General features: G+C 70.7%; 27 protein-coding genes. 14 read left to right on the forward strand and 13 right to left on the reverse strand.

Annotated features, from left to right (window positions below; translation table 11 throughout):
• The first annotated feature begins 123 nt into the window (after window positions 1-123).
• Together AB0K82_RS00155 and AB0K82_RS00160 are read left to right on the forward strand one after the other, a co-directional pair.
• Window positions 124-1719, forward strand: coding sequence for a hypothetical protein (locus AB0K82_RS00155; protein WP_364390828.1), 1596 nt, complete (start codon window positions 124-126; stop codon window positions 1717-1719).
• A 326-nt stretch (window positions 1720-2045) separates the two neighbouring features.
• Entirely contained in the window at window positions 2046-2513 is a 468-nt protein-coding gene (locus tag AB0K82_RS00160) for a GNAT family N-acetyltransferase (protein ID WP_364390831.1), read from the forward strand.
• Between the two features lie 291 nt (window positions 2514-2804).
• Here the strand turns inward: AB0K82_RS00160 and AB0K82_RS00165 are convergent, their stop codons facing one another.
• Window positions 2805-2966 (reverse strand): hypothetical protein, encoded by a 162-nt coding sequence (locus tag AB0K82_RS00165; protein WP_364390833.1) that lies wholly within the window; start codon window positions 2964-2966, stop codon window positions 2805-2807.
• Between the two features lie 124 nt (window positions 2967-3090).
• Window positions 3091-3783, reverse strand: coding sequence for a hypothetical protein (locus AB0K82_RS00170; RefSeq protein WP_364390836.1), 693 nt, complete (start codon window positions 3781-3783; stop codon window positions 3091-3093).
• 370 nt (window positions 3784-4153) lie between these two features.
• Here AB0K82_RS00170 and AB0K82_RS00175 point away from each other — a divergent pair, with 370 nt between their 5' ends.
• Window positions 4154-4339 carry a hypothetical protein gene (locus AB0K82_RS00175; RefSeq protein WP_364390838.1) on the forward strand — a complete coding sequence of 62 codons (186 nt, stop codon included), beginning with the start codon at window positions 4154-4156 and terminating at the stop codon, window positions 4337-4339.
• Between the two features lie 183 nt (window positions 4340-4522).
• Here the strand turns inward: AB0K82_RS00175 and AB0K82_RS00180 are convergent, their stop codons facing one another.
• From AB0K82_RS00180 to AB0K82_RS00190, 3 genes are all read right to left on the reverse strand, one after another.
• The gene (locus tag AB0K82_RS00180; protein ID WP_364390840.1) at window positions 4523-5986 is read right to left on the reverse strand and encodes an AMP-binding protein; all 1464 of its coding nucleotides are present in this window, start codon (window positions 5984-5986) and stop codon (window positions 4523-4525) included.
• A 122-nt stretch (window positions 5987-6108) separates the two neighbouring features.
• A complete protein-coding gene (locus AB0K82_RS00185) occupies window positions 6109-6783 on the reverse strand; it encodes a TetR/AcrR family transcriptional regulator (RefSeq protein ID WP_364390842.1) in 675 nt (224 codons plus the stop codon).
• Between the two features lie 217 nt (window positions 6784-7000).
• The gene (locus AB0K82_RS00190) at window positions 7001-7267 is read right to left on the reverse strand and encodes a hypothetical protein (RefSeq protein ID WP_364390844.1); all 267 of its coding nucleotides are present in this window, start codon (window positions 7265-7267) and stop codon (window positions 7001-7003) included.
• A gap of 226 nt (window positions 7268-7493) precedes the next feature.
• Between AB0K82_RS00190 and AB0K82_RS00195 the strand changes: the two genes are divergently transcribed.
• Complete coding sequence (locus tag AB0K82_RS00195) at window positions 7494-7883, forward strand: hypothetical protein (protein ID WP_364390846.1); 390 nt, start codon at window positions 7494-7496, stop codon at window positions 7881-7883.
• A gap of 65 nt (window positions 7884-7948) precedes the next feature.
• Complete coding sequence (locus AB0K82_RS00200; protein WP_364390849.1) at window positions 7949-8245, forward strand: hypothetical protein; 297 nt, start codon at window positions 7949-7951, stop codon at window positions 8243-8245.
• A gap of 185 nt (window positions 8246-8430) precedes the next feature.
• On the opposite strand, the gene AB0K82_RS00205 is transcribed toward AB0K82_RS00200, so the two are convergent.
• Window positions 8431-9096 (reverse strand): nitroreductase, encoded by a 666-nt coding sequence (locus AB0K82_RS00205; protein WP_364390852.1) that lies wholly within the window; start codon window positions 9094-9096, stop codon window positions 8431-8433.
• A 648-nt stretch (window positions 9097-9744) separates the two neighbouring features.
• Here AB0K82_RS00205 and AB0K82_RS00210 point away from each other — a divergent pair.
• Window positions 9745-9891: a hypothetical protein gene (locus tag AB0K82_RS00210; protein ID WP_364390855.1), complete on the forward strand. Its 147-nt coding sequence runs from the start codon at window positions 9745-9747 to the stop codon at window positions 9889-9891.
• A 101-nt stretch (window positions 9892-9992) separates the two neighbouring features.
• Here AB0K82_RS00210 and AB0K82_RS00215 read toward each other — a convergent pair whose 3' ends face one another.
• Complete coding sequence (locus AB0K82_RS00215; protein ID WP_364390857.1) at window positions 9993-10688, reverse strand: O-methyltransferase; 696 nt, start codon at window positions 10686-10688, stop codon at window positions 9993-9995.
• Window positions 10689-10885: 197 nt separating this feature from the next.
• Window positions 10886-11278 carry a DUF4158 domain-containing protein gene (locus tag AB0K82_RS00220; RefSeq protein WP_364390859.1) on the reverse strand — a complete coding sequence of 131 codons (393 nt, stop codon included), beginning with the start codon at window positions 11276-11278 and terminating at the stop codon, window positions 10886-10888.
• 657 nt (window positions 11279-11935) lie between these two features.
• Here AB0K82_RS00220 and AB0K82_RS00225 point away from each other — a divergent pair.
• From AB0K82_RS00225 to AB0K82_RS00255, 7 genes are all read left to right on the forward strand, one after another.
• A complete protein-coding gene (locus AB0K82_RS00225; RefSeq protein ID WP_364390861.1) occupies window positions 11936-12532 on the forward strand; it encodes an RNA polymerase sigma factor in 597 nt (198 codons plus the stop codon).
• Between the two features lie 15 nt (window positions 12533-12547).
• Window positions 12548-13543: a CU044_5270 family protein gene (locus AB0K82_RS00230; RefSeq protein ID WP_364390863.1), complete on the forward strand. Its 996-nt coding sequence runs from the start codon at window positions 12548-12550 to the stop codon at window positions 13541-13543.
• A 31-nt stretch (window positions 13544-13574) separates the two neighbouring features.
• Entirely contained in the window at window positions 13575-15212 is a 1638-nt protein-coding gene (locus AB0K82_RS00235; protein WP_364390865.1) for a hypothetical protein, read from the forward strand.
• 255 nt (window positions 15213-15467) lie between these two features.
• Complete coding sequence (locus AB0K82_RS00240) at window positions 15468-16016, forward strand: hypothetical protein (protein ID WP_364390867.1); 549 nt, start codon at window positions 15468-15470, stop codon at window positions 16014-16016.
• A 251-nt stretch (window positions 16017-16267) separates the two neighbouring features.
• The gene (locus tag AB0K82_RS00245) at window positions 16268-16876 is read left to right on the forward strand and encodes a recombinase family protein (RefSeq protein WP_364390869.1); all 609 of its coding nucleotides are present in this window, start codon (window positions 16268-16270) and stop codon (window positions 16874-16876) included.
• A 496-nt stretch (window positions 16877-17372) separates the two neighbouring features.
• On the forward strand, window positions 17373-17786 hold the full coding sequence (locus tag AB0K82_RS00250; protein WP_364390872.1) for a protein kinase: 414 nt from the start codon (window positions 17373-17375) through the stop codon (window positions 17784-17786).
• Complete coding sequence (locus tag AB0K82_RS00255; RefSeq protein ID WP_364390875.1) at window positions 17753-18697, forward strand: protein kinase; 945 nt, start codon at window positions 17753-17755, stop codon at window positions 18695-18697. The genes AB0K82_RS00250 and AB0K82_RS00255 overlap by 34 nt, the downstream gene beginning before the upstream one ends.
• 161 nt (window positions 18698-18858) lie before the next feature.
• Here the strand turns inward: AB0K82_RS00255 and AB0K82_RS00260 are convergent, their stop codons facing one another.
• The 3 genes from AB0K82_RS00260 to AB0K82_RS00270 all read right to left on the reverse strand — a co-directional run bounded on the left by AB0K82_RS00260 (window position 18859) and on the right by AB0K82_RS00270 (window position 21721).
• Complete coding sequence (locus AB0K82_RS00260; protein ID WP_364390876.1) at window positions 18859-19002, reverse strand: hypothetical protein; 144 nt, start codon at window positions 19000-19002, stop codon at window positions 18859-18861.
• Window positions 19003-19442: 440 nt separating this feature from the next.
• Window positions 19443-21332 carry a Na+/H+ antiporter NhaA gene (nhaA, locus tag AB0K82_RS00265; RefSeq protein WP_364390879.1) on the reverse strand — a complete coding sequence of 630 codons (1890 nt, stop codon included), beginning with the start codon at window positions 21330-21332 and terminating at the stop codon, window positions 19443-19445.
• 200 nt (window positions 21333-21532) lie between these two features.
• Window positions 21533-21721: a hypothetical protein gene (locus tag AB0K82_RS00270; protein WP_364390881.1), complete on the reverse strand. Its 189-nt coding sequence runs from the start codon at window positions 21719-21721 to the stop codon at window positions 21533-21535.
• A gap of 227 nt (window positions 21722-21948) precedes the next feature.
• Between AB0K82_RS00270 and AB0K82_RS00275 the strand changes: the two genes are divergently transcribed.
• A complete protein-coding gene (locus AB0K82_RS00275) occupies window positions 21949-22221 on the forward strand; it encodes a winged helix-turn-helix domain-containing protein (RefSeq protein WP_364390883.1) in 273 nt (90 codons plus the stop codon).
• Between the two features lie 39 nt (window positions 22222-22260).
• On the opposite strand, the gene AB0K82_RS00280 is transcribed toward AB0K82_RS00275, so the two are convergent.
• On the reverse strand, window positions 22261-24588 hold the full coding sequence (locus tag AB0K82_RS00280) for a discoidin domain-containing protein (RefSeq protein WP_364390885.1): 2328 nt from the start codon (window positions 24586-24588) through the stop codon (window positions 22261-22263).
• Window positions 24471-25220, reverse strand: coding sequence for a beta-ketoacyl synthase N-terminal-like domain-containing protein (locus AB0K82_RS00285; RefSeq protein ID WP_364390888.1), 750 nt, complete (start codon window positions 25218-25220; stop codon window positions 24471-24473). Before AB0K82_RS00285 ends, AB0K82_RS00280 begins: the two co-directional genes overlap by 118 nt.

Genomic DNA, 25220 nt, shown 5'->3' on the forward strand with positions numbered 1-25220 from the left:
GGCCCCCCGGGTCCTCTCCCCCGTGGTTCCCCGCCTCCTCGGCGGCGGGGGGCGGGGTGGTCGGGCGGGTGTGGCGCTTCGCCGCCGGGCGGGGTGCCTCGCCGACCCCCCCCCCCCGCCGCCGTGGCCGCGCTGCGGCCCCTCCCGGGCTCCACGCTCGTCACCGCCGACGGTCCGCTCGACACCTCGCCCGGCGCGGCGCTGCCCACCGGGGTGACCAGCAGGATCCCGGTTCAGGGGTTCCTCGCGGCCGTGGAGCGGCGGGCCGACGCGGTCGCCGACCCGGCGAGCGCCCACGACCGCGACGTCGGCGTCACGGTCATCGGCGGTTTCGCCGACCCGATCGCGGGCCGGGACGCCCGCATCCGGCAGGCCCGGTCCCGGCTCGCGGAGGCGGAGGAGCGTGTCGAGTCCGCCCGCGCGTCCCGCGCGGCCGTCGAGAGCCGCCGGGCCCACCTGGAGAACGCCCTGAAGCACGCCACGGCGGCCGCGCAGCTCGCCGAGCTGGACGAGCGGCTGGCCGAGCTGAAGGACCGTCTCGCGGACGTGCGCCGACGCCGTGCGGCCCTGAAGGACCGGGTGGACCAGGCGCGCAATGCCTGGATGGCGGCCCGGACCAAGGTGGACACGCTGGAGCAGCAGCGGCGCTTCCTCGCCCAGCGGGTGAGCCAGGCGCGCCAGCAGCTCACCGACGCCGAACGCGACCTCGCCAAGCTCACCTCCCGGCGAGCGGACCTGCCCCTGCGGTACTGGACCGACCAGTGGGGCGGCGACACGGCCGCCGCCGAGGAGCTCCTCGGCGCGCAGGAGCCGAAGCTCCGCACGGCCGGTCCGGACGCCCTGCTGGGCCACGCCCGCGACGCGCTGGGCGAGGCGGTGCACGCCCTGTACGCCCGGACACCGGCGCCCTCCGACGTCCAGGACCTCATCGACCGGTTCCGCGACTCGCTGTCCACCGAGTCGCTCGCCGACCGGCTCCGCCGTCTCCAGGCGCTCACCGAGGCCCTCGACGACGTGCTGACCGGGATGGCCGAGCACGACCGGCGCACCCGCGTGCAGATCGAGGACGAACGCCGGCGGCGGCAGCTGGCGCTCGGCGAGCTCGACACCGTGCGCGAGGAACGCGAGGAGGAGCTGCAGACGGTGCAGAAGCTGGTGCGGGAGGTCGTCAAGGGCCGCCTCGAAGCGGTCAGCGCGACCTATGACCGGCTCGACCGCGCCCGCGGCGGCTTCGGCGCGCGGCTCATCATCCAGGCCCGCGAGCCCGCCAAGCCCGAACAGCCCCGCCGGTGGGCCGTCACCCCCGCCTGGGTCCGCGACCTGGGCGGGGAGGCCATCCCGTACAAGGAGACCGGGAACAGCGCGCAGAAGAAGATCCAGGCGATCCAGCTCGTGCTCGCGGCCCTGCTCAGCGACGAGAACGCCGAGGGCCGCGTCCTCGTCCTCGACGAGCTCGGCAACAGCCTCGGCGACCAGAACCGCTCCGACATCCTCGCCGCGCTGCAGCGCGCCGCCAACTCCCAGCGCGTCACGGTGTTCGGCACCTGCCAGGACGCCGTCTTCCCGCACGCGGCGAGCTACACGGGCGAGATCCTGTGGTTCAGCAGGCACGCCGTCACGTCGCCGTTCAACGACCCGACCCGGGTCTGGGGCTTCGACGACAACGGCGAACGCGTCGAGCTGACCCATGACTGGATCACCCGCGGCACCCCCGGCTGACCGGAGACCCGGTGCGGAGTGCGGGGGCCGGAGCGGTGCGCCGAAGGCCGGCAGGGCGCGGTACCGCTGCGGCCGCCGCGTCATCCGGTCGGCTCGATCAGCCACTGTGGCGTCGGCAGTGACGTGGCAGGCCGGGAGAACCGGTCATCTGTCCGTCAACGGCGACGGCACCGTGACCACAACGGCGGCGACGTGACCGTGGCGCGCGGTCGCCCGGCGCGCGGTCCCGCCGGCGCGTGTACCGGCGCTGCTCGCTACGCTGGCGCAAACCTGACCGACGTGCTCCGGCGTTCCGGGCACCCCGGCCGAGCCAGGAGACTCCTGCCATGGACGACACGACGGTGATCCGCCTGGCGAATCCAGAGGACGCCGAGCCGATCGCGGCCGTCCACATCGCCTCGCGGGCGGCGACGATGCCCTACCTGCCTCCGCAGAAGCGCACCCTCGACCAGGTGGCCCGATGGGTCCGGGAGGTCGTCCTGGAAGAGTGCCGGACGTCGGTCGCGGTGCGCGCCGGGGAGATCGTCGGCTATGCCGCCGTCAGGCGCGACCTGCTCGAGGACCTCTACCTCCATCCGGACGCCCTGCGCCAGGGCATCGGCACGCTCCTCCTCGAGGAGGTCAAGCGGAGCAGCCCCGATGGCGTGTCCCTCCACGTCTTCCAGCAGAACACCGGCGCCCGCGCGTTCTACGAGCACCACGGCTTCACCATCGTCGCGACCAGCGACGGCAGCGCCAACATGGAGGGACTGCCGGAGCTCACGCTGAGCTGGTCGCCGACCGGCGCGCGGTGAGCCGGGCCCGGGGCCGCACTGATCCCTGGCGGACACTGCACCCTAGGAGCAGCATCCGCCAGGGATCATGGAACGACTGTCCGGCGTGATCGATTCGGGAGGAGTGACCGCACTTTGGCGGTTGGGGGTCTGCGGGGCCGGAGGGCTGGCGCGCTGACGGGCGGGCCCGCGAGGGCGCGTCATGCGTCTGAGCTCGTCATCGCCGGGTTGCGAAAGACCGGCCCCCGCCCACCCGAAAGGTGGCGAAGGCCGGCTTCTTCCTCAACCGCCCAGCGTCTCTCGAATGCCGTGCTAGACGGCTGCGCCGTCACACTCTGCGGCTAGCGATTGCTCTAGGCCTGCGCCGTAGAGGTCGCTGGTAGCGACTGTCCCGTAACGCTCCATCGCCTTGCGCAGGAGATCGTGGGCATCCCGGCGGATCGCGGCGTACAGCTCGACCTTCGAAGAGAGCATGGGGATGCTCCTCCATCACGAGGCGCATCCAGAGTCTCACCGCGAGCAACGGCGTGCGGTCAAAACTCACGAACAACGACCTCACCGTGACAGATCCGGGGTCACACCCGGCGAACAACTGCGGTCAGTTCCAGCGAACAAAATCAGTGGCCGGCTGCCCTCGGTGAAGGGACTGCCGGACGGCGTTCGGGCGCATCTCGTACCGCGAGACAAGAGCAAGGTGGACGCGGCGGCGCGGGTCGAACCGGCGCTGGGCACGGATCTCCTCGCCGTACTCGAACGGGTCCTTCCCGATCGGGCCGATGCCCAGTGGGTCCTTGCCAAGGATCGCCGCAGTGCCGAGACCATCCGCAGGAAATTCGGCGCCGAGGCCGATCGGGTGGTGCTGCATTTGGTCGCCGCCGGAGCCGTCGTCGCGCGGTATTCCGTTCATCGCGAGCAGATGGCCGTAGGCGCGCTGCACGATTGGCGCCTGCACTCGGCGTGGCGGGAGTACGCCGCGGGTCTGCGGACGCACCGCGTCGAGGAGAAGGACGCCGAAGCGCGCAGGGCGGAGCGGGCCGCCGAGGCGATCGCGGAGCTTGATCCCGGCCTCGCCCAGACCCTGCGCGACCCGGCACGGCACCGCGTCAACCTCCGGCTGCTCGTCCACGCGGCCGAGGACCTCGCCGCCGGGGCGACGTACGCGCACGCGAAGGACTTTCTGCAGCACCACTTCAAATGGACGAAGGCCCATCGCGATCCGGCCCGCGCCCTGCGGCGCGCCGGCGCGTCCGACGACACGCTCGACGCCCTCGGCATCGTCCGGCTGCCGCACGTCGGCATCGCCGGTGCGATCACGCTGTGCGGGGAGGGCGGTGCGGTCGTCGGCAGCGCCGGGTTCCCCGGCCCCATCCGACTTCGGGTGCCCGCCACCGGGTATGCCGCGACCACGACGGCCGAGGCGCTGGTCATCGTGGAGAACGAGGCGGCCGCCGAGATCCTCGCGGACGAGTTGCCCGGCGTCGCCGTCCTCCGGACGCCCGGCGTCCCCTCACCGGGCCTGCTCAGGACCTGGGGAGACCTCGCCGCCCAGGCCGCGCGCGGCGATCGCCCCGGACGCGGACCTCGGCGGCGTCCGCATCACGCGGCGACTCCTGCGGCACGTCGACGGGAGGGTCCGGCCGGCGATCCTCGATCCCGGTGCCGTGGACCACGACGAGGGCCGGAAGATCGACGGTTCCTACCGCGACCGGCTGCGGGCGCTCGCCGGCGAGGGCGACCGTCCCTGGAGCGCGCTGGCCGCCGCCTGCCTGGAGCGGGGCTACATCGTCGAGCAGGAGTCAGCGATTCTGGCCGCCGTACGCACCTGGCTCGGCGAGTCCGCAGCGTGATCACCGGCGTATGCCGTCCGGCGCGGGCATAACGTTCGGTCAAGCCACCGGCAGTGGAGCTTAGATGAGGAGGAACCGCCCGCGGCGTGCGCATTCGCCGAGACTTGCGCACGGCTCAAGGCACCCGGCGCAGGGGCCCGGGCGGGGAGCCCGGCTCAGGGGGCCCGGCTTAGGAGGGCCGGCTCAGGGAGTCTGGGCGGCGGCGCAGGGCTCGGCGGGGACGCGGGCGGCGCGGAGGGCCGCGCGCCGGATCTTCCCGGCGTCGTCGCGCAGCGGCTCGGTGACGAACTCGAACGTGCGGGGGAGCTTGTAGGCCGCGAGGCGTTCCCGCAGGTGGGCCAGCAGCGCCGTCTCGTCGACGCCCGGGTCGGCCTGGACGATGGCGTGCGGCACCGATCCGAGGTCGTCGTCGGGCAGCCCGATGACGGCGGCCGAGCGCACGTCCGGATGCTCCTCCAGGGAGCCCTCGACCTCGGCCGGGTACACGTTCGAGCCGCCAACGAGGATCATGTCGGTATCGCGGTCGGTGAGGTAGAGGTAGCCGTCGGCGTCGATGTAGCCGAGGTCGCCCAGGCACTCCCAGCGGCCGTCGGACCGGGCCGTGGCGCCGATGTAGGTGTAGGTCGGTCCGGCGTCCGGGCGCATCCACACCTGGCCGACCTGGCCCGGGCCGAGGGGCCGGCCGAGCTGGTCGCGGACCTCGATGTCGCCGGTCAGCGGGCGGCCGACCGAGCCGCGGTGGGCGAGCCATTCGGTGCCGTTGATGCGGGTGGCGGCCTGGGCCTCGGTCCCGGCGTACAGCTCCCAGATCCGTTCCGGGCCGAGCCAGTCGATCCACGCCTGCTTGAGCCACGGCGCGATCGGCGCGCCGAGGTGGAACAGCACGCGCAGCGCCGACAGGTCCGCGGCGGCGCGGTCGGCCTCCGGGAGCCGCCAGATCCGGTGCATCATGGTCGGCACGGCGTACATCCAGTCGACGCGGTGCAGCTCGGCCAGCCGCAGCGCCTCCGCCGCGTCGAAGCGCTCCATCAGGACCACGTGCTTGCCGAACAGCAGCGCCGCGGTCAGGGACATGAACGGGCCGTTGTGCGTCAGCGGCGCCGTGACCAGCGCCGCCCCGCCCTCCGACATCTGCGCCGCGAGGCCGAACAGGCCCGCGCGCTCGGCGATGCCGGCCTCCACGGTGGCGATCAGTTTCGGGCGTCCGGTGCTGCCACCGGAGGTGAGGATCTTCCACGGTTGCGGGACGATGCCCGGGGGAGCGGACTCCGGCTGGCCCGCTCCGGCCGACGGCGGAAGGGTCCCCGGGCCGCTCGCGGCGATTACGATCTTGGGCCGGGCCAGTTCGAGGACCGGCTCGCGCTCGGCCTCCGGCATCCGGTCGGAGATCGGCACGGGCGTGCCGCCGGCCTTCCAGGCGGCCACCAGCGCGACGACGCAGTCGACGCCGTTCGGCAGGATGATCGCGACGCGGTCGCCGACGCGGACGCCGTGGTCGCGTAGTTCCCACGCGAGACGGTTCGCGCGGTCGTCCAGTTCCCGCCGGGATAGCGTGACCGGGCCGCAGGTCAGCGCCGGCGTCTCGGGATCCGCCGCCGCGAGGCGCGTCAGCGCGACGCCGAGCGGGGTTCCGGTGACTGCGGACATGGGGCTTCTCTTCCTCTGCGGCTCGTGGCGGTGATCGTACGGCGGGTGAACGATCTTGAACCCTACGTTAGTGGAATCACGAAGTTACTTCACGTAACATACGGTCCGCTCGTACCGACGTGTCAAGCGTTTCGGGCATCCCCGCCGGGAGTGCCGGACGGTCCGCCGGTCAGCCAGCCGGCGTCCCCGAAACCGCGCCACAGGAGGTCGGTCAGCTGGGCGACGAGCTCCTCCAGGCTGACGTGGCGCCGGTCGAGCCACAGGTCGGCACTGCTGCGCACGAGCCCGACCATCGCGTGGCCCCAGGTCAGCAGCAGTGTCCGTCGCTCGGAGCTCTTGTCCTGGTTCACCGACGCCATGAAGTCCGCCAGGTCGTCCCCGATCATGCGCAGGAAGGCGTCGAGCGCGTCGCCGAGGGCCGGCGCGCCCTCCGCGCTGCCCCGAGTGAGGAATCGGTACGTCTGGGGCGCCTCGTCGATTCGGCGCAGGATCACCTCGATGGCGGCGTAGGTGCGTTCCCGTGGGTCCGCGTGGGCGGCCAGCGTCGCGTGCCAGTCCGTCAGCAGCGCGACGGCGAACCGCTCGCCGACCGCGTGGGCCAGGCCGTTCTTGTCGCCGAAGTGACGGTAGACGATCGGCTTGGAGACGCCGGCCTCCGCGGCGACGGCGTCCATCGAGACCTGGGGGCCGTCCCGGGCGATGACCCGCTCCGCCGCGGCGAGCAACTGATCGCGTCGCTGGGCCCACGGCAGGCGCTTGGTGGCGGGTGGATCGCCGCCGGCGGTCGCCGGTTCCACCGCGTCACCCCCTTCCGGTACGGGCCCAGCGTACGCGGGCGGCCGCACTCCGGCGCGCGGGCGAGCACGAGACCAGCACGCGCCGACGCGAGTGCCGCAGCGGTCGCGCCGACACGGAGGACGTCCGGCGTGGAGGGTTCCGGCGAGACCCGCGGCCGATCGCCGCCGTGACCGGACGGCCGGAGCCTTGCCCCGGCCGCCCGGTCACGGCCTGCGGTCAGGACCGGACGCCGGGCTCCCAGACCGCGGCCAGTTGCCACGCGCCGTGGTCGCGGCGCAGCTCGTACGTCGCCGGCGTCCGGCTCCCCGCCGCGCGGGCCCGGACCTGCCATAGCTGGGTGTCGACGTCATCGCGGGGGCGCTGGAGCCCGAGCATCTTGACGAAGGTGATCACTTCGTAGCCGCAACCGTCCCAGATGAAGCGGGCGGGGCGATCGGCGAGGACCTCTACCTGGACCGGTTCGTCGTACACACGCCGTCTCATGCCCTCATTCTATTCGAACTGGTGTTCGAATACGAGCGCTGTGCGTGTCCGGGTACGGCCGACATGCCTGTGCCTGTGAGTCGTAATTGGCGGCTGTGAACGATAGTTGGCGGATGGCGCCTGGAGTTGGGGCACGGCCGGAATACGCCGGAAAGACACCGTGAGAGCGAGACGCTTGCCGCGGGAGTGGCATCTGACGTGCTGAAACTTAGGTTTCAATGGAGGCATGGCCCCTTCGCCGCGCAAGCCGATGACCGCGGGCCCCATCCGGGACGCCCTGCGCCGTTTCCTGCATGAGCGGGCGGCCGAGACCCGCGCCTTCCCTGATGATCCGGTCCTGGCCCAGCTCGAAGCTGCCCGGTGGCTCGCCTGCGAGCTGGAACTGGTCACCCAGGAGCTGGTGGTGACCGCGCGCCGGGGCGAGCGGCGCTACTCCTGGCGGCTGATCGGCGCGGCGATGGGTACCTCCGGCCAGGCCGCCGGCAAGTGGGCCCGACAACACGGCCTGCCCATCGACCAACCCGCCACCGACTACGCCCACGAGGTAGGGGAAGGGCGGGCGCTCGTCGCCGCACTCCACAGCCGCCGCTATCACGGGCGGCCACGCAAGGCCTGAGCCAGTGGTCTGTGGCCGTGGCGATCCGCGGACGCAGCCGGACTCGCTCGTCCAGAATTCAGACCATGACTTCTTCGTCCCAGCATCGCGAGTGCGACGCCGAACGCATCCGCCAGGCCCTGCGCCAGGCTGGGATCCCCGAGTGGCACGAGGACGGCGGCGGGTTCGACGTCGCGGTCGGGCACGGTGAGGAGTCGTTCAGCGTCGCCGCCGCCACCGACAGGCGTCCCGACCCGGTTGAGCTGGAGCAGATGATGGCTGCCTACACCCGGGCGCTCACCGCGCGCGGCTGGCGGGTCGGCTCTGACACCGGCCCGGATCCCGACCCGCAGGTCCTGGACGTCTGGGTCACGCCGAGCTGATCCCGCCTGCGGGTGTTGGAAATCGAACGGTTCTCAACACCCAAGCCCGTCGGTGTCGATTTCCGAAGTCGTCTGCACAGACGTCCGGAGCCCCCCGCGCACCACGGCCCCGGCGTCAGTGAGCGTTGGAATCTCAACTCAGATGAGCTCGTAGGGCTGCCCCGTGGATCTTGACCGCCTAGCGGTCACACTCCGATGAAGCTCACTGTTTCCGTCATGTCCGCCCGCCCGGTGCGCAGCGGTGGCACGCCTTCCTTCTCAAATCCCACCGAGACACCGCAGAACAGCACGAGCCCGTCATCGGCCCCCACTATCTGGCTGACAGTCTTGCGATACATCGTCCACATCACCTGGGGGCAGCTATGCAACCTTTCCGCCCTCAGCAGCAGCATGACCGTCTGCAGGTACATCCCCGCGTCGCCCCACTGCCCAGGGCCCATCATCTGGTCGAGGTAGCAGAACAGCACGACAGGCGCCCCGAACCCCTTTGAGTTCAAGGCAGCGATCTTCTTAGGCCTGTCCGGATCGTCGCGCTCGATCCCCAGCGCCTTATACCGCTGGGCGGCCGCGGCGGAGAAACGGTCCAGATACGGCGGGGTCAGTTCGGCCGGGTACATCGGATACTCCCGCTCATCACCCGGGTCTCCCACCAGCGCCCTGGCCGTCGCTCGCCTTTTCAGTTCGGCCAAAGGCTCGCCGGTCACGACGTACACATGCCAGGGCTGGAGGTTCCCACTCGACGGCGCCCGCATCGCTGCGGCCAGCACTCGTTCGAGTACCTCCGTGGGGACCGGCTTATCGCTGAACGCCCGCACCGCCCGGCGAGTGTCCACGGCCTCATACACGTCCACGTTTTCTCGTCCTCTCACCTGACGACAGCCACCGCGCACCACGGTGGAGCGGCCTCTCCCGCTTCCAACGGCTGGACTGCAGGCCCGGGCTCATCGCGCCGCCCTGACGACAGCCAGATGCCGATGCAGCGAAGTCTTCGGTATGCCGCTCTTGGCGACGATGGCGCCGAGGGAGTCGCCCTGCGCTCTGAGCAGCCGAGCGTATCCGGGTGCGCGAGGGGGTGGGGCGGCACGTCCGGCCGTGAGGTGCATTTTCATGTCGGCGAACCGCGCCAGCAGGAGAAGGGCGATGCGGCCCATGCCCTCGTCGGCGGTGTTGATCGCAGAACCAGATCGAGTCGATTCGAACCCGCGCCGACGCCGTCGCGGTGGCGAACCGCGCGCCCCGCCGCGGCAAGTGACAAGATCATGAACCTGACAGCGCTACGACCTACCGCTAAGCGCTGCACTCAGCCTCCCCGAAGGCCTTGAGAAACGTGTTGCGAAGTCGAGTGTTCAACAACGCCGCAGCCACCCGTTTCTCTACGCTGAAGGCGTGAACACCGCCCCCGCACTCCGTCCGCTGGCCGCGCCGGACGACCCGCTGCTGCCCGAACCCGCCGCCGGAGGCGGCGCGTTGATCGGGTACGCCCGGGTGGCCGCCGGCCCGTGGTTGATGACGACAAACGCGCCGCGATCCTGGCCCGCCGCCAGCGCGGAGAATCCATCCGCACCATCGCCGCCGGAGTCAAAGTCTCCGTCGGCGTCGTCCACAAAACCCTGACCGAGGCCGGAGAGGCTCACCGGGACCAGTAGCCCCTCTCAGATCTCATCGTCAACCATCGCCGGGGCCCCACCAAACGGTCGTTGCCCCTTTCCGGCTTTCTTTCTGCCACCCGTCATCGCCCGTCGGGGCGTCACTGCGATCGGCGGATGAGGGTGAAGCCGTCCCAGCCCTTGCTTCCGACGGTCTGGACAGCGGTGGCCTCCAGCCGCTGGTCGTCGGCGATGTCGGTGAGCACCGCTCGGACGCCCTGGACGCGCGGATCGGCGCTGCCTGGGTCGGTCACTGCGCCGTTGCGTACGACGTTGTCGATAACGATGACGCTTCCAGGATGGGTCAGCGCGAGCGAAGCCTTCAGGTATTGGGGGTTGCTGGGCTTGTCGGCGTCGATGAACACCAGGTCGTACGGTTCGGCACCCTCCTCGATCAGGCGTTGCGCAGAGTCGGCCGCTGGGCCGACCAACACCTCGACACGGTCGTGCACCTCTGCCCGTTCCAGGTTCGCGCGGGCGATCGCAACGTTGTCCTTGTCGAATTCAAGAGTCGTCACCTGCCCGCTCTCTCCGACCGCGCGCGCCAGCCAGATCGTGCTGTAACCGGCCAGAGTGCCGAACTCCAGCACCCGCCTGGCTCCGATCATCTGGCACAGCAAGGCGAGGAGCTTGCCCTGGTTCGGGGCAACCTCCGCGTTCGGCATCGAGGTCTCCCGCCCGGACTCCCGGGCGGCCACCAGCGCCTCGTCCTCCGCCGTCAGAGTTTGCACGAAGTAGGCATCGACTTCACGCCACGCCTCTTCAGACTCATACAACGCCAATCCACCACCGATCACTCAATAACCATCTGACAACCTCTACTCTCGCAGGTCCATCTCCCACAGCATCCATCGCCCCAGCGCACCACGATCGAGGACCTGAAAACCGCCGCCACCGCCTTCCGCAACGCCACGAACCTCATCGGACTGACCCCGGCCCCCAGCCACCCCGCATCGGAACGACCAGTCACGGCAAGACGAGCCCGCCGGGCTCCTTAACGTGACTGGCCGTTTGGTTGCTGCTCAAGCCCCGAATACACCGCCGCCGCGTCCTCGCCCCGCTCCAGACACCGCCGGACATGATCAACCACCGCTTCCGGCACCTCACCCGCCTTCGGGAACCGGCCCATCCGCTGGAAACACTTCAACGCCACCACCAGCGCCAACAGATGATCATCAGTGTCCGTGCGCTCCCGCGCCCACACCGCCTCATCCGGACTCGGCGAATAGAACACATGCAGATCCCGACCGCCGACATCCGCATCGGGTACGCGCGTTGCGCGACCCTCGCCCAAGAGCTCCAGTGACAGCTCGACGCGCTCGCCAAGCACGGCATCCGCGGGTTCGCCGCCCAGCTCGCCGACATCGAGGAGGTGTCGGCCTTCCAAATGATCCGGTCCCGGCTGGGCCCGGCCGGGCGGGCGCGGCTGGAAGCGCTGCTGGTGGTCGGCCCGGACGCAAGAGCGAGCTGGCGCGGCTGAAGCGCCCGGCGCGGCGGGCTTCGCGGACGCGGTGCAAGGAGCAGCTGAGGGTCCGACGCGCCTTTGAGTGAGAACGAGTTCTGCGAACCGATCCAGGTCTCGGCAACCGCTGGGCGACCACAGTTGATCTTGCTCTGGCAAAGGACCGTTTATGCGAGGCGCCCCCGCCTACGCACCGGCCAGCGCGGAAGGACGACGGCCGAAGGAGTAGACAGATGCCCGCCGAGCAGGCCGACACACTGCTTAGGCGCTTGGCGCTTGTGTATCGAGGTTCGTGGAGCTGGTAGCCGAGACGCGGCGCGGAGGGGGTGGCTGGTCGTCGGAGGTCCGGACAGTCCTGACGCGGTCTCTGCGGCCGTGTCTCGGTGAGCCCGGGTGGTGGATCACACAAGTTATCTGAACTTGCAGCCGCTGCGAGCAGCGGAAACCGTCGGTTGGTTCACGCTGTCGAGCCGGACGTGGCGATGCTTCGATCGACCGATGAAACGGTTTTGTGCCGATCGGTGAATCAGGGCGTTCATGCACGCTGCGCGGAAGGCAGACGATGATTCGAAGGATTCGGACATGGCCGTGGTGACGCGCGCGCTATCGACGGATGTAGCCGGTGACGCCGTGGTCATCGAGCGGTCCTGGCGGGAGCCCGAGTGTTTCGCCGAGGTCTTCGACCGCTACTACCCCCAGATCTACGGCTTCGCGGCGGAGCGGCTGGGCCGGAGCACGGCCGATGACGTGGCGGCGGAGACTTTCATGATCGCGTTCGATCGGCGGGACCGCTACGACCTGTCCCGTCCGGACGCCCGGCCCTGGCTGTATGGGATCGCGGTGAACCTGATCGCCCGACATCGGCGGGCCGAGGCGCGCCAGTACCGGGCGCTGGCCCGTACGGATGTCACCGAGATCAGTGAGGGCCACGCGGACCGCGTCACGAGCCGGCTCGACGCCCAGGCCCACCGGGGACCGCTGATGGCGGCGCTGGCCGAGATCTCCGACAAGAACCGGGACGTGCTGCTGCTCGTCGCGTGGGCTGAGCTGACCTGCGAAGAGGCAGCGGAGGCTCTCGGTATCCCGGCCGCGACGGCGCGCGTGCGGCTGCACCGGGCCCGCAAGAAGCTGCGCGCCGTACTGACAAAGACCGAACCGACCACAGAGAAGGGCCGTTGACCGATGGATGACGACATGAAGGTTCTGCGCGCCGTGCGGCAGGGGCATCTGCCGTCCGACGCCGCGCACTCGGCCGCCAGGGCGGCCCTGCTCGAGCGCGCCGCCGCCGCGCCGCCGGCGGCCCCCGCACCGGTCCGCCGGTTCCGGCTGCCGCGGGTGGGCTTCCGGCTCGCTGCGGTCGGCGCCCTGGCTGTCACGATCGCGGCGGGCGTGACGGTGGCCACCATGGGCGGAGCGAGCAAAACCGGCGAACACCGCCCCAGCACCCCGGGTGTGTCCGCTGCCCCGGTCGCCTACGTGCTGGACCAGGCTGCCGACGCCGCGCAGGCCCGGCCTTTCACCGCACCACGGAACGACCAGTGGGTCTACGTCGAGGTGCGATACCAGTCTCCGGGCAAACCGATCAATGGTCAGGTCCAGACGGCCGGGACACCGCTGAAGACGCGAGTCGGCCGGACATGGACGCGCGCCGACGGGACGAAAGTCGCCACCGTGGAGAACGGCAAGATCGTTGTCAGCCCCGTGGAGGGTCAGCCGCGTACGGATTACGCCACCCTCAAGGCGCTGCCGCGCGACCCGGCCGCGTTGCTGGCCTGGGTGCGCAACGAGGCCGTCGCGTCCGGTCCGCGGAAGGAACGGAAGACAGACCACGACGCCGTGGCCTTCAGCATCTTCAACTCCATGCTGGTCAACGGCGTCATGCCTCCCGCGCAGGAGGCCGCGATCTTCCGTGCTGTGGCCAAGCTCCCCGACGTGACGGTCGACCGGAAGGCGGTCGACGTCGACGGACGACCGGTGCTGGCAGTTTCCCACGTCACGGAGGGCTGGCTGAAACAGGAGCTCCTGCTCGACCCGGCGACCTACGCGTACCTGGGCCAGCGGAACGTCGCGATCAAAGACCACACCGAGATTTGGTCCGGTGGCACGGCCACGACGAAGAAGGGCGCGATCGACGTTCTCATCAGCCGTCTCGCCGCCGGCGTCGTCGACCGGCCCGGACAGCGCCACTGAGCCCGGCCGGATCGACAACAGGAGAGAAGACATGGTTCTGAAAAAGGCGTTCACGGCCGCTGTGCTGACGCTGCCTGCGCTCGGCGTGATGGCCCCGCAGGCGGTTCACGCGGCACCCGTGGTGGTCGCGCACAATCCGCCAGGACGTTTCGTACGCGGCGACGTGGTGACCGGCAAGACGTTCCAGCATTCCGCGCCGCGACCGGCGAGATCGTCTGCCTCCGGTACGCACACGCTGACGCTCGACGTGCTCGACCGCGCAGGGCAGCCGCCAACAGACGATCACGACGGCGTAGTGGACCTCATCTCACTGGATGGAGGAGACGACTCCTCGGCGGCGCTGACGAACGGGCACGGCGAGACCTCTGTACCGGACGGGAAGTACGCGGTGACCACCCAGGTGATCACCGCCGAACCGGGCGGCGGGACGTCGACCACCCTGATCTACCTGGCGGAGGTCTCCATCACCCGCGACGCCTCCCTCGTACTGGACGCCCGCATGGCGAAACCGGTACGGGTCACCGTCGACCGGCAGGACGCCCGGCCGACCTCGGCCGCCGTCATCGTCTCGCCGGAAGGCGGCGATGGGGAAATCGTGCTCGAGGGAAACGACCTGTACGTCACGCCGACGGCGGCCGACTCCGGTCTGACCTACCGCCTTCAGGCACGCCTGACCCGAAACGGCGCCCAGACGGGCAGTCCCTACATCTACAACGTCGCGACCACCGCCGACGACATCCCCGCCGATCCGGGACTGAGCGTACGGACCAAGGATCTGGCCGCCGTACGGACCGACTACGCGAGTGAGGGCGGCCCCGCCTGCGCCGGGACCCATGCGGCCGTGGACTGGGGCATCGGCACCCAGGTCGGGCTCTACGCCGGCATCGGCGCACTTCCCGCAAGCCGCGTCGAGTACTTCACCCCGGGACTAACCTGGAGCAGCGACGAGGGCGTCACCACCGCCGACTGCGGATTCGCAGCCGGCAACCTCGACGGCTTCGCACGCCAGGACGTCTTCCCGCGCGCGGGGTCCTACAGCCGGCAGTGGAACACGGCTCCATTCGGCCCCGCGGCCGGCTACCTCGATCTCAACGACGCAGGCGGCGCGGTGCTCGATGTCCCGATGCTGTCCGGCCCCGATCTGGAGAGCGGCCCGGCACCGTACTCCTACACGACCGGCACCTCGACACTACGCGACGCCACAGGAACCGTCGTGGAGACCGCCGACCAGCCCGGCTACGAACGGACCTGGAAAAAGCCCGCCCCAGGCAAATACCAGCTCACCGTCGACGCGCGGCGTGCGGCACCCTGGTCGGACCTGGCCACCCGCCAGCACGTCGTATGGGACCTCACGGTCGGCGACAGCGGAAAGATCACCCTGCCAGCCGTCCGCTACCGCACGACACTCGACGCGGACAACCGGGCTCACGCGGGAACCCCGCAGACGATCACGCTCGTACCGGATGGACTAGACCCATCCGCGAGCGGCACGCCGCAGCTCTGGGCGTCATACGACGACGGCGCGACCTGGAAACCGATCGCCGTCCAGACGAGCAGCGGCCAGTGGACCGCCTCCGTCCCCAACCCGGCGTCTGGGCACGTGTCGTTGCGCACGCGGATCCCAGGTCTCATCGACCAGACGGTGATCGACGCGTACGGCATCGGCTGACGAATCGAACCGCCCATCGCCGGGAGCACGCCCCTGAACGGTCCCGTCCGGTGATCCGGACGGGACCGTTCGGTTTCCACACCGCGCGGTGTCGGCGAACGACTGATCGGCTGTTCCCGCTGCGAACCCCACAATCCAAGATCATCCCAGTGTGGGTTTTGGGCTTACTCGGGCTGGACCCGTTGCCAGCGCGTTCCGCAGCCGGACGTTAAAGGTGGAACCTACAACGAAGAGTCTTCAAAGGAGAGTCTCGACATGTATGAGACCGAAAAGCCCAGCGCGTACATTCCGGACGAGGACCGCACGGCGGTCTTGGCGGACGAGGACCGCAGGGCGGCGTTCCTGCGACAGCAGGTCACCCAAGCCCAACGGAAGGAAGCTGAGGCTTTCGCCTGGCGGGTGGGTTACGAGCGCCCGTGGCAGTGGCTGAGCATTGACTACACAATGGCGCGTATGGCCGGTGCCACCCACGCCGAGGCCCTGGAGGCGGAGAAGAAGCTTCACGACGACGACCTCCGCGCCTACGCGAGGGCGAGGGCGTCCGGTGTCACGCACGCCGAGGCCCTGGAGATCAACGCGCGAGGCTGCGGCCTCGGTACGTACACCAGGGCGAGAACGTCGGGCGCAACGCACGCCCAGATACTCGATCTCGGTGATCGGGGCATTCGGGACCACCTAGTGGTCACCTACGCGCGTAGGCGGCGCGCTGGCGATGACCACGAGGCAGCATGCGCGGCGGCAGCCGAGCGGCTCGCCGACGACACTAGGCGGCGCGCTGAGAGGTGCGCCGCAACGAATCACTGAACGGATCAACAGTCGGCCCTCATCCCTGGGATGGGGGCCGATGTCTGTTGACGCGGGTTTTCCGGGTCCCGCCGCAAGACCTAGCGGGCCGCCTCCCCACCAATCACCGGATGACGCCGCAGGGGTCCGTTTTTTACTGCGGGCACTCTGCGGCTTTGTTAGGCCGCTCCGCGACCTGGCGACGCCGGCGACCCGGTGACCAGGGGAACCCTCGCTACCGCCGGATTTCGTTCCGAATCACTCCGACCCCCGTGTCCACCCGCGACCAGCGCCTGGACCGCCAGCTCGCCGCCCTCACCGGCGCGGGCTGCATCCGGATCTTCGCCGACAAGCAGTCCGGCAAGAACGCCGACCGCGAACAGCTGGCCAAGGCGATGGACTACCTGCGGCCCGGCGACACCCTGGTCGTGCCATCGCTGGACCGGCTCGGCCGCTCGCTCCAGGACCTCATCACCATCGTCGCCGGGCTCCGCAGGAACCGCATCGGGTTCCGGTCGCTGCACGAGGCCCTGGACACCACCACCCCCGGCGGACGCCTGGTCTTCCACGTGTTCGCCGCCCTGGCCGAGTTCATCCGCGAACTCATCATCGAAGGCACCCGCGAGGGCCTGGACGCCGCCCGCGCCCGCGGCACCCGCCTGGGCCGGCCGCCCGCGCTGACCGCCGACCAGATCGCCCACGCCCGCGCGATGCTCGCCCGCTCGGACGCCACCATCGCCTCCATCGCCCGCCTGCTCGGGGTCTCCCGCGCCACCCTCTACAAGTACGTCCCCGAACTGTCCGACGGCCGCCGACCGCAACTGGACGCGCCCGGTATCCTCGCCCCCCGCCCCGAACCGGGGGCTGCCGGACCCGCGTGAGGACAGCAGCGATGACCAGCGCCGGCGACTCCGCCTGGAGCAACTGCGCGCCCTGTACGTGCCGGTCCCACACGAGCCCGAAGAAGACCTCGAAGCCCACAACGACCGCCCCTGGGGCGTCCCGTCCCGCCGCGTGGGGAGCCCGGCCGAGGCCCGCACGCACATCCGCGACCACATGATCGGTCGGGGCATCCCGCCGCATGCGATAGACGTCGGCTGGTCACGGGCCGGATGGTGCCTGATCTGCATCCACCGCGACGAACAGCAGCCACCGTCCCACGCGCAGAGCGGGGGCGCTCTCCCCAACTGTCCCTCGGGGCGTTGGTCTGCGGCTGATCGCATGTTCGGCTGATCGCATGTTCGTCAAAGGGCCCCCGCTGGTTGCAGAGCCCGGCAGCGGTTTCGGGCTCGGTTGATCGCGTGGAAACCGTGCCCGGTGTGCGGGGCGCTGGTATGAACGTAGCTGTTCTTTTGGAGTCTTGTGGGTGAGGTTGTCATGCGGGCGTTACCGCTCGTCGAGGAACTCGGCCAAGGCGGCATGGGCGTGGTCTGGAAAGCCCGGGACGAGCGCCTGCACCGGCACGTCGCCGTCAAGCGGCTGATCATCCCGACGGGGACTCCGGCTACCGACGTGGCGGCGATGCGGAGCCGGTTCCTGCGGGAGGCCCGCGCGACGGCCGGCCTGGAGCATCCCGCGATCATCGGCGTCCACGACGTCGTCGAGGAGCCCGGCGGCGACATCTGGATGGTCATGGAACTCATCCGGGGACAATCGCTGCAGGACGCGGCGGCCGGGCAGGGGCTGCCGGTCGAGCAGGTCGCCCGGATCGGCGTGGCGCTGCTGGGCGCGCTCGCCACCGCGCACCGGGCGGCATCATGCACCGGGACGTCAAGCCCGCGAACGTGCTGATCACCGAGGACGGCCGTACCGTCCTCACCGACTTCGGGATCGCCGCGGTCGCCGACGCTACCAGCACGCTGACGGCCTCGGGAGTGGTCATCGGATCCGCCGGGTACGTCGCACCGGAACGCTACGACCAGGGCATCAACAGACCCGAGTCCGACCTGTGGTCGCTGGGCGCCACCCTCTACTACGCGGCGGAAGGCAAGCGGGCGTACCCGGCGGACAGCATGCAGCACCTGATCGGCCAGCTGTTCAGCGGGCACATACCCGAGTTCGAGAAGTCGGGTCCGCTGGCGCCGGTGATCGAAGGGCTCCTCCAGCGCGACATCACCGACCGCTGCGACACCGCCACCGCCGAAAAGGACCTCAAAGCGATCGCCGACGGCCACACGCCGCTACCGAAGGTCCCCGCCCGGGACCAGGGCCCGGCCACGGTCCCGGACACCGGCGCTACCACGGCCACCAACACCACCAGCGTGCCCGGGAAGAACGCCGGAGCGATGAAGGTCCTGTCCACATGGGTCGGCAAGATCGTTGGGCCCACGATAGGGATCGGTCTCTGGCTCCTGGTCCTGAACCCCGGCGGCGTCCGTGACCGCGTCTTCGGGATCTTCGACCACCCCGCGTTCGCCTCCACCCCGTCCAACGTCTGCGTCGAGGTGAACGAGAAGGCCAGAGACCTTGCGGGAACCTCGTCCGCCTTCACCCGCGAGGACCTAGAGAAGAACGCCCTCTCCAAGAAGGTCGGCTGGAAGGACGGCTACAGCTGCGTCTGGAGCGACAGCGGTCCCGCGATTCTCGCCCCCGGTAGTGATTACCGTCGGCCGGTACGACTCGTCTCGCGCGGCGCAGAAGGCGGTGGGCGCCAGCCCGAAGCTTGCAGAGGGACAAAAGGATTTCAGGGTCGACAACATTAAGGTGACCGTCCGATGCCAGAACGGTCTCGGCGGACGGGTCGCCGACCCCCAGGGCTGCGCCGAGGAGCTCGCCGCCGCCAAGTCCGGCATCCAGGCCCAGCGGCGCTGAGAACGATCCGCGGGACTCCTCCGGGCAGGGGCTGCGATGGCCGGCCAGTGCGTCACGGTCTGGGCCGACATGGTTCGGCGAGTGCGGCTCGGATCCGCCGTGCCACCTGGTGGTCGATGCCCGAACGCTGAGCTATGTAGCGCAGGTACTCCTCGGCCCCCTGCAGCAGTCCCGACCACGGGTACTCGGTGACCATGAAGACGTGTCCCGGCCGGCCCGACGTGGCTCCAGGAATCAACGTCGTTGGGCTTGGCCGCCCCGGCGTCGTCCACAGCAAGAACGTGGTCGGCCACGAAACCTCCGGCTGGCCCGAGGCAGTCGAAGTGGTTGTCGCGCAGCGCGCAGTTTCCGCAGACCAGGGTCCCGTCCATCGCCGGGAATCTGCGCTGCCACTCAGCGTCCAGGGCGTACACGTCGGAGGACTGCGGGATCGGCTTGCCGCACAGACAGCAGGCGATCCGGAACTTCGGGCGGGGCATGACGGCCTCCAGGCGATCCGGTGCACCCATGCTGCCAGCCGCACTGTGGGCGGTACCCCGAACCAGGTGATTCCGAATCGAGATCAACGTCCCCCGCCAATTACCGTTCACAGCCGCCAACTACGACTCACAGGCACACATGCCGGTCCCGTCCGGGTCAGGCGCTGATCATCGCCCGGGCCTTCGCCGCCCGCACCGCCGCGGTGAGCGTCTCGATGTCGTACGCGCCGTGGTGACGGCGGCCGTTGATGAAGAAGGTCGGCGTGCCGGAGACGCCGCTGAGATCGGCCGACTCCACGTCCTCGGCGACCCGGGCGGTGCCGGCCTGCTCGCGCAGGTCCCGGCGGAAACGGGGCACGTCCAGCCCCAGTTCCTCGGCGTAGCGGATGAGGTCACCGATCCGCAGGTCGCCCTGGTGGTCCATCAGGGTGTCGTGCATCTCCCAGAACGCGCCCTGCGCGGCCGCGGCCTCGCTCGCCTCGGCGGCGAACTGCGCGTTGGGATGCACGTCGTGCAGCGGGAGATGCCGCCAGACGTAGCGGACATCGCCGTACCCGGCCAGCAACTGACGGACGACCGGCTCGGCCTGGCCGCAGAACGGGCACTCGAAGTCGCCGTACTCGACCACCGTCACCAGCGCGTCCTTCACGGGGCCGCGGATGTGGTCGCGGTCGGGGTCGACCGGGACCGCGAGGTCGACGATGCCCTCGGCCGTGCCCATCAGGGCCCGCAGCCGGAGCCGCGTCGGGAGCATCTCGGTCACGCGGAACAGCACCCACGTCAGGATCGACGCGACCAGCGCGGAGGCGAGAATGCCGAGTTTCGCCTCCTCCAGACTGGTGCCGCTGAACGCGAGCGTCGCGATCAGCAGGGAGACGGTGAAGCCGATGCCCGCGATCGTCCCGCCGCCGAGCACCGAGGCCCAGCCGACGGGCGGCCGGACCCGGCCGCGGGTCAGTCGGGTGAGCAGCCACGTGGAGCCGGTGATGCCCACCGGCTTGCCGATCACGTAGGCGATCAGGATGCCGAGGGTGATGGGGGAGGTGAACGCGCGGGACAGCAGGCCGCCGCTGATCGTGATCCCCGCGTTGGCCAGGGCGAACAACGGGACGATCAGATAACTCGTCCACGGGTGGAAGATCAGCTGCAGGCGCTCGTTCGGAGAGATGGCCGAGGCCAGCCCGGTGCTCGCGGTCCGCGCCAGCTCGGCCGTGGGCTGCTCGCGGAACGACCGGAACAGATCGCTCGCGCGCTCGAGGTCCGTCCGGGCGGCCGGCGACGCGTACGTGATCAGCCCCATCGCCAGGCCCACGACGACGGGCTCGACCCCGGACTTGAGCATCGCCACCCACGCCGCCGCCCCCAGCAGCAGGTAGACGAGTCCACGGCGCACGCCCGTCGCGCGGACGAGGAGGATCACGGCAAAGATCACGATTGCCGCCAGGAGCGCGGAGAACTTGACGGCCTCGCTGTAGAACACGCCGATGACCGCCAGCGCGACGAGATCGTCGACGACCGTGACCGTGAGCAGGAAGGCGTGCATGCGCGCGGGCAGCTTCGCCGCGGCCAGGCTGAGCATCCCGAGCGCGAACGCCGTGTCGGTCGACATCGCGACACCCCAGCCGTGCGCCGCCGGACCGCCGCCGTTCGCCCCCAGGTAGACGGCGATCGGGACGATCATGCCGCCGACGCCCGCGACCAGCGGCAGCACCAGCCGCCGACGGTCACGCAACTCGCCCATGTCGAACTCCCGGCGCGCCTCTAGTCCGACGACGAAGAAGAAGAACGTCATCAGGCCGCTGTTCACCCAGGTCCGCAGGTCCAGCGACAGTCCCGAGCCGCCGACGCGGACGGACAGCGCCGCGTGCCAGAGGCGGTCGTACGACGACGGGTCGATGTTCGCCCAGAGCAGCGCGACGAGCGTGGCGGCCAGCAGCACCATCGCGCTGCCCGTCTCGGTCCGGAGGAACTCCCGCAGCGGGGTCTTGAGATTCCACGCCCATGTGGTCCGGCCGGAGAACGGGGCCGCCTCCCGTGATTCGGTCATACGAGAATTCTCACGCAGGTGAGGAGGGGTTCGGGCACGGCGCTCCCCGCCTCCGCTCCGGCGACGGATCCGGCCGGCGGCCATGGCGCCGTCCCGTCCAGGCCCGGCGCCGCGAGGAGGATCTTCACCTCGCGGGCCTTCAGGCTCCAGCCGACACGTGCCGCGGGCGGCCGGGGCCTCGGGCGGGATGCCGGGCGGCGTCAGCGGTCGCAGGGCAGGTCGTCGATGATCCGGCGGGCCGCGTCGGGGTGGCGCCGGATCAGCTCGGTGAGCTGCTCGAGCTCGGACCAGTGCGCGACGCCGACGACCGGGACGCCGGCCAGGGTGGCGTAGAAGTCGTCCAGCGCCGCCTGGATCCGGCGGGCCCGGTCGGTGCCGTCGTCGCTCATCGATCCCCGTCTCCCATCCCCCTGGGCGGTGGCGCGACCGTGAGCTCCCCGCGCGCCACCGCCCCCCGGACGCTCGATCCACGGCCCGCGAACCCACCGAAGAAACCGGCCCGTAGGAGAGCGCCCGTCCTCTCCGAGAGTAACGTATCAGCTACCTAGCGCGGTGTATAGCGGTATGCCGCTACCTGCGCATTTGCGGTGCTGGGGGCTGCTCTAGCGTGATCGACGTGAGCGATGAGAAGCCGGTTTTCGACGGATCTGACCCGGAATACCGCTACAAGCTGGTCTCCGACCACATCGCGGGGCGTATCAAGCGAGGTGAGCTGCGGCCTGCCACCCGGCTCCCGGGGGAGCGTGACCTGGCGGCGGAGTACGGCGTGGCGCTCGGCACCGCCCGGCGCGCCATCCGCGACCTGCGGGAGCGTCAGCTGGTCATCACCCTTCCGGCCAAGGGGACCTACATCCGCAAGCCGAAGGAGGAGGGCGACGGCGCCGGTTGAGGCCTCCCCGGTCCGGACCGCGACGGCGCCGGCCGAGGGTTACCCGGTCCGGACCGCGACCTGGATCTCGGCGGCGGACGCGTACCCGCCACCGGCCTCCAGCGCGGTGAGCCGGACGTACCGCGCCGGCCCGCCCGGCAGGTCGATCTCCTTGCGCGCCGTGTCCGACGGCCATGAGCCGCTCGCGACCGGGGTGAAGGTGACGCCGTCGAGGCTCGTGGCGAGCTCGTACCGAGTGATGACGCCGTTGCCGTTGCCGTCCTCGCGCGGCTGGTAGGTCACCTTCGCCAGCGGACGCGGTCGGCCGGTGTCCACCGTGATCGACTGCGGCAGTGACGTACGCGGGGACCACTCGCTGTGCCACATCGACTGCGCGCTGCCGTCCACGGCCGTGCGCGGCTCGTACCCGTGGTGGAAGCTCGTGCCGGTCGCGCTGAGCGACTGCGCGGGCAGGTAGCGCACGTTCCCCGGCCGCCGGACCGGCGTGACCGCCAGGTCGTCGAACTCCGCGTGCCGCCAGGGGGAGACGGCGAGACCGACCTGCCCCGAGGCGTGCACCGGGCTGTCCACCTCGGCGATCGGCCTGCCGTCGAGCAGGGCGGTGATGTGGTCGCCGGCGAACCGGAGGCCGAGCCGGTGCCGGTCCTCGGCGGGGGCGCCGACGCGGCCGGCCGCGAGGGTACGGCGCCGCACCGGACGCGCCCTCGGCGCCGTCACTCCGGCGCAGGACGGATCGCTGGGCGCGCACAGGGCCGAGTCCTGCCCCTGCAGGTTCTCGTCGTACAACTGCCACCGCCCGTCGCTCGACAGCCGCAGGTGGACCCCGGAGACGGCGTCGCCCCACTGACCGTCGACGCGGCCGAGGAGCTCGGTCCAGCCGTCCTCGTCGAGTCGTACGTCGACCTGTGCGGTGTAGTCCCGCCAGGACTTCAGATCCCCGATGACCGTCACCGGCCGCTTCAGCCAGCCGTTCCACCAGACGGGCTGGGCGCCGATCGCCTGCCGCAGGCACCGGCCCGGCCGTCCCGTGCACGGCGCCACCTCGAACGCCCCGTCCAGGTCGGACAGGTACCGCGGCGTCGCCCCGACCGCGTACGAGTCGAAGCCGTCGCGATAGGGCAGCCGCAGGGGGCGGGGCGGTGGGGAGACCGCGTGGCCCTTGCCCTGGCCCCTCGTCGTCGTCAGGGTGTAGACCCGGCCCGGTTCGAGGGTCAGCGTCTCGCCCGGCCGTACGCTCCCGGCGGGGGTGAACCAGCGCCGCGGGTCGGACGACGACAGGTCCGACGTCCAGACGCGCAGCGGCCCCGTCGGCAACCCGTCTCCCACCTCGATCACGACGTCCTGGGGCGCGGTCGCGTCGATCGTCTCCAGGACGGCGCTGTAGTCACGGGAGTCGGGCGACCGCAGCGCGACGTGGCTGCCGCCGCCCTCCAGATAGCCCGACGCGGAGTCGACGTAGCGCCACCCCGGCCGGGTGAACTGCGTCGTGTGCGCGACCGCCCAGACACTGGCCCCGGCGACGTACGCTCCGGACCACGGCTCGTTCGCGCCCATCAGCCCGGCCGCCTGGAAGGGCATCGTGTCGTACCAGGAGGCGATCAGCGACCAGTTGATCGTCGAGGTCATCGCGCCGTCGATGTACGGCCGGTTCAGGGCGCGGGCGAGCGGCGCCGCGCCGGAGTCGTACGGCAGCGACCCCTGCTCGCTGGCCTGCAGCGGCTTGCCGAGGTCGCGGGCCGCCTGCGGGCTGGGGCAGCGCAGGTAGTCGCTGAGGTACCCGCAGACGTAGTGCTGGCCGACGACGTCCACGGCGGACCGGAATCCCGCGTCCCGGGTGAGCGGTTCGATCACGTCCCAGTTGAAGCTGTCGTCCGCGACCACCTTGACGTCGCCGTACCCGTGCTCGGCCAGCGCGGCGTGCAGCCGCTGGTACCAGGAGGTGTCGAACCACGCCTCGTTCCACCCGCCGAGATAGTCGACGCGCAGGCCGTGCCGGCGGGCGCAGCCGAGCCAGGACAGCAGGTAGTCGATGTCGCGGTCGGTCCAGACGGTGGGCCGCGCCTCCCCGCTGCCGGTCCAGGCGGGCGCGCCCCACTGCAGGGCGGACAGCCGGATGCCCGGGTTGCGGGCCTTGGCCTGTTCCATGAGCCACCACTCGTAGCCACGGTCGCAGTTCAGGTCGGCGGGGTCGCGCATGTGACTCGGCTCGGCCCCGTCGGTCGAGTTGGTGTCCCCGCCGATCTCGACCTTCAGGATCTGCAGGGCCGCTCCGTATCCCGGCTTGAACAGGTAGTCGAGGATCTGGCGGCGCTGGGGCTCGGGGTAGTCGATGAGCAGCCGTGAGGAGGCTCCTCGAACGGCGCGCACCGGTCGGCCAGCGCCCCCAGACGGGTGAAGCCCGCGTGACCCACCCGCACCATCACATCGGCGCCACCGGCGATGACGACGTCGGCGTCGCCGTGGCGCACGAGGTCGGCGGCGTACCCGATCGCATAAGCGCCGGCCGCGCACACGGTCGGGATCACCATCGCCGCACCGGCCAGGCCGAGCTCACGGGCCACCGCCAGCGCCAGATTCCCGCCCAGCATCCGGTCCAGCAGCCGCGCGTCGGCCCGCTCCAGACCGCCCCGCAGGATCGCCTGCAGGCTCCACCGCTCCAGCGTGTCGGTCTCCGCGTGGGTCGTCCCGACCACAGCGCCGGCCTTCGCGCAGCGCAAGGACTCCTCGTCAAGCCCGGCGTCTTTCACCGCGAGCCGCGCGGCCGCGGCGGCCAGGCGGTCGTTGTCGCCCCATTCTCCGGCCAGCAGCCGCTCCAGGATCGACGCCGGGTCGAAGGCCCGCAGTGTCCCGGCGTGATAGACCGGGAACCCTTCGTCGTGCAGGTCCCGGTTCGGCGTGATGCGCGAGCGTCCCGCGCCCAGCGCCGCGCCGAACGCCGCGGCGCCGACACCGATGCTGGCGACCGGGCCCAGCCCGCTGATCACCACCCGCCGTGGCAT

The sequence above is a fragment of the Actinoallomurus sp. NPDC052274 genome, assembly GCF_040679475.1.
Classification (GTDB): Bacteria; Actinomycetota; Actinomycetes; order Streptosporangiales; family Streptosporangiaceae; genus Actinoallomurus; species Actinoallomurus liliacearum.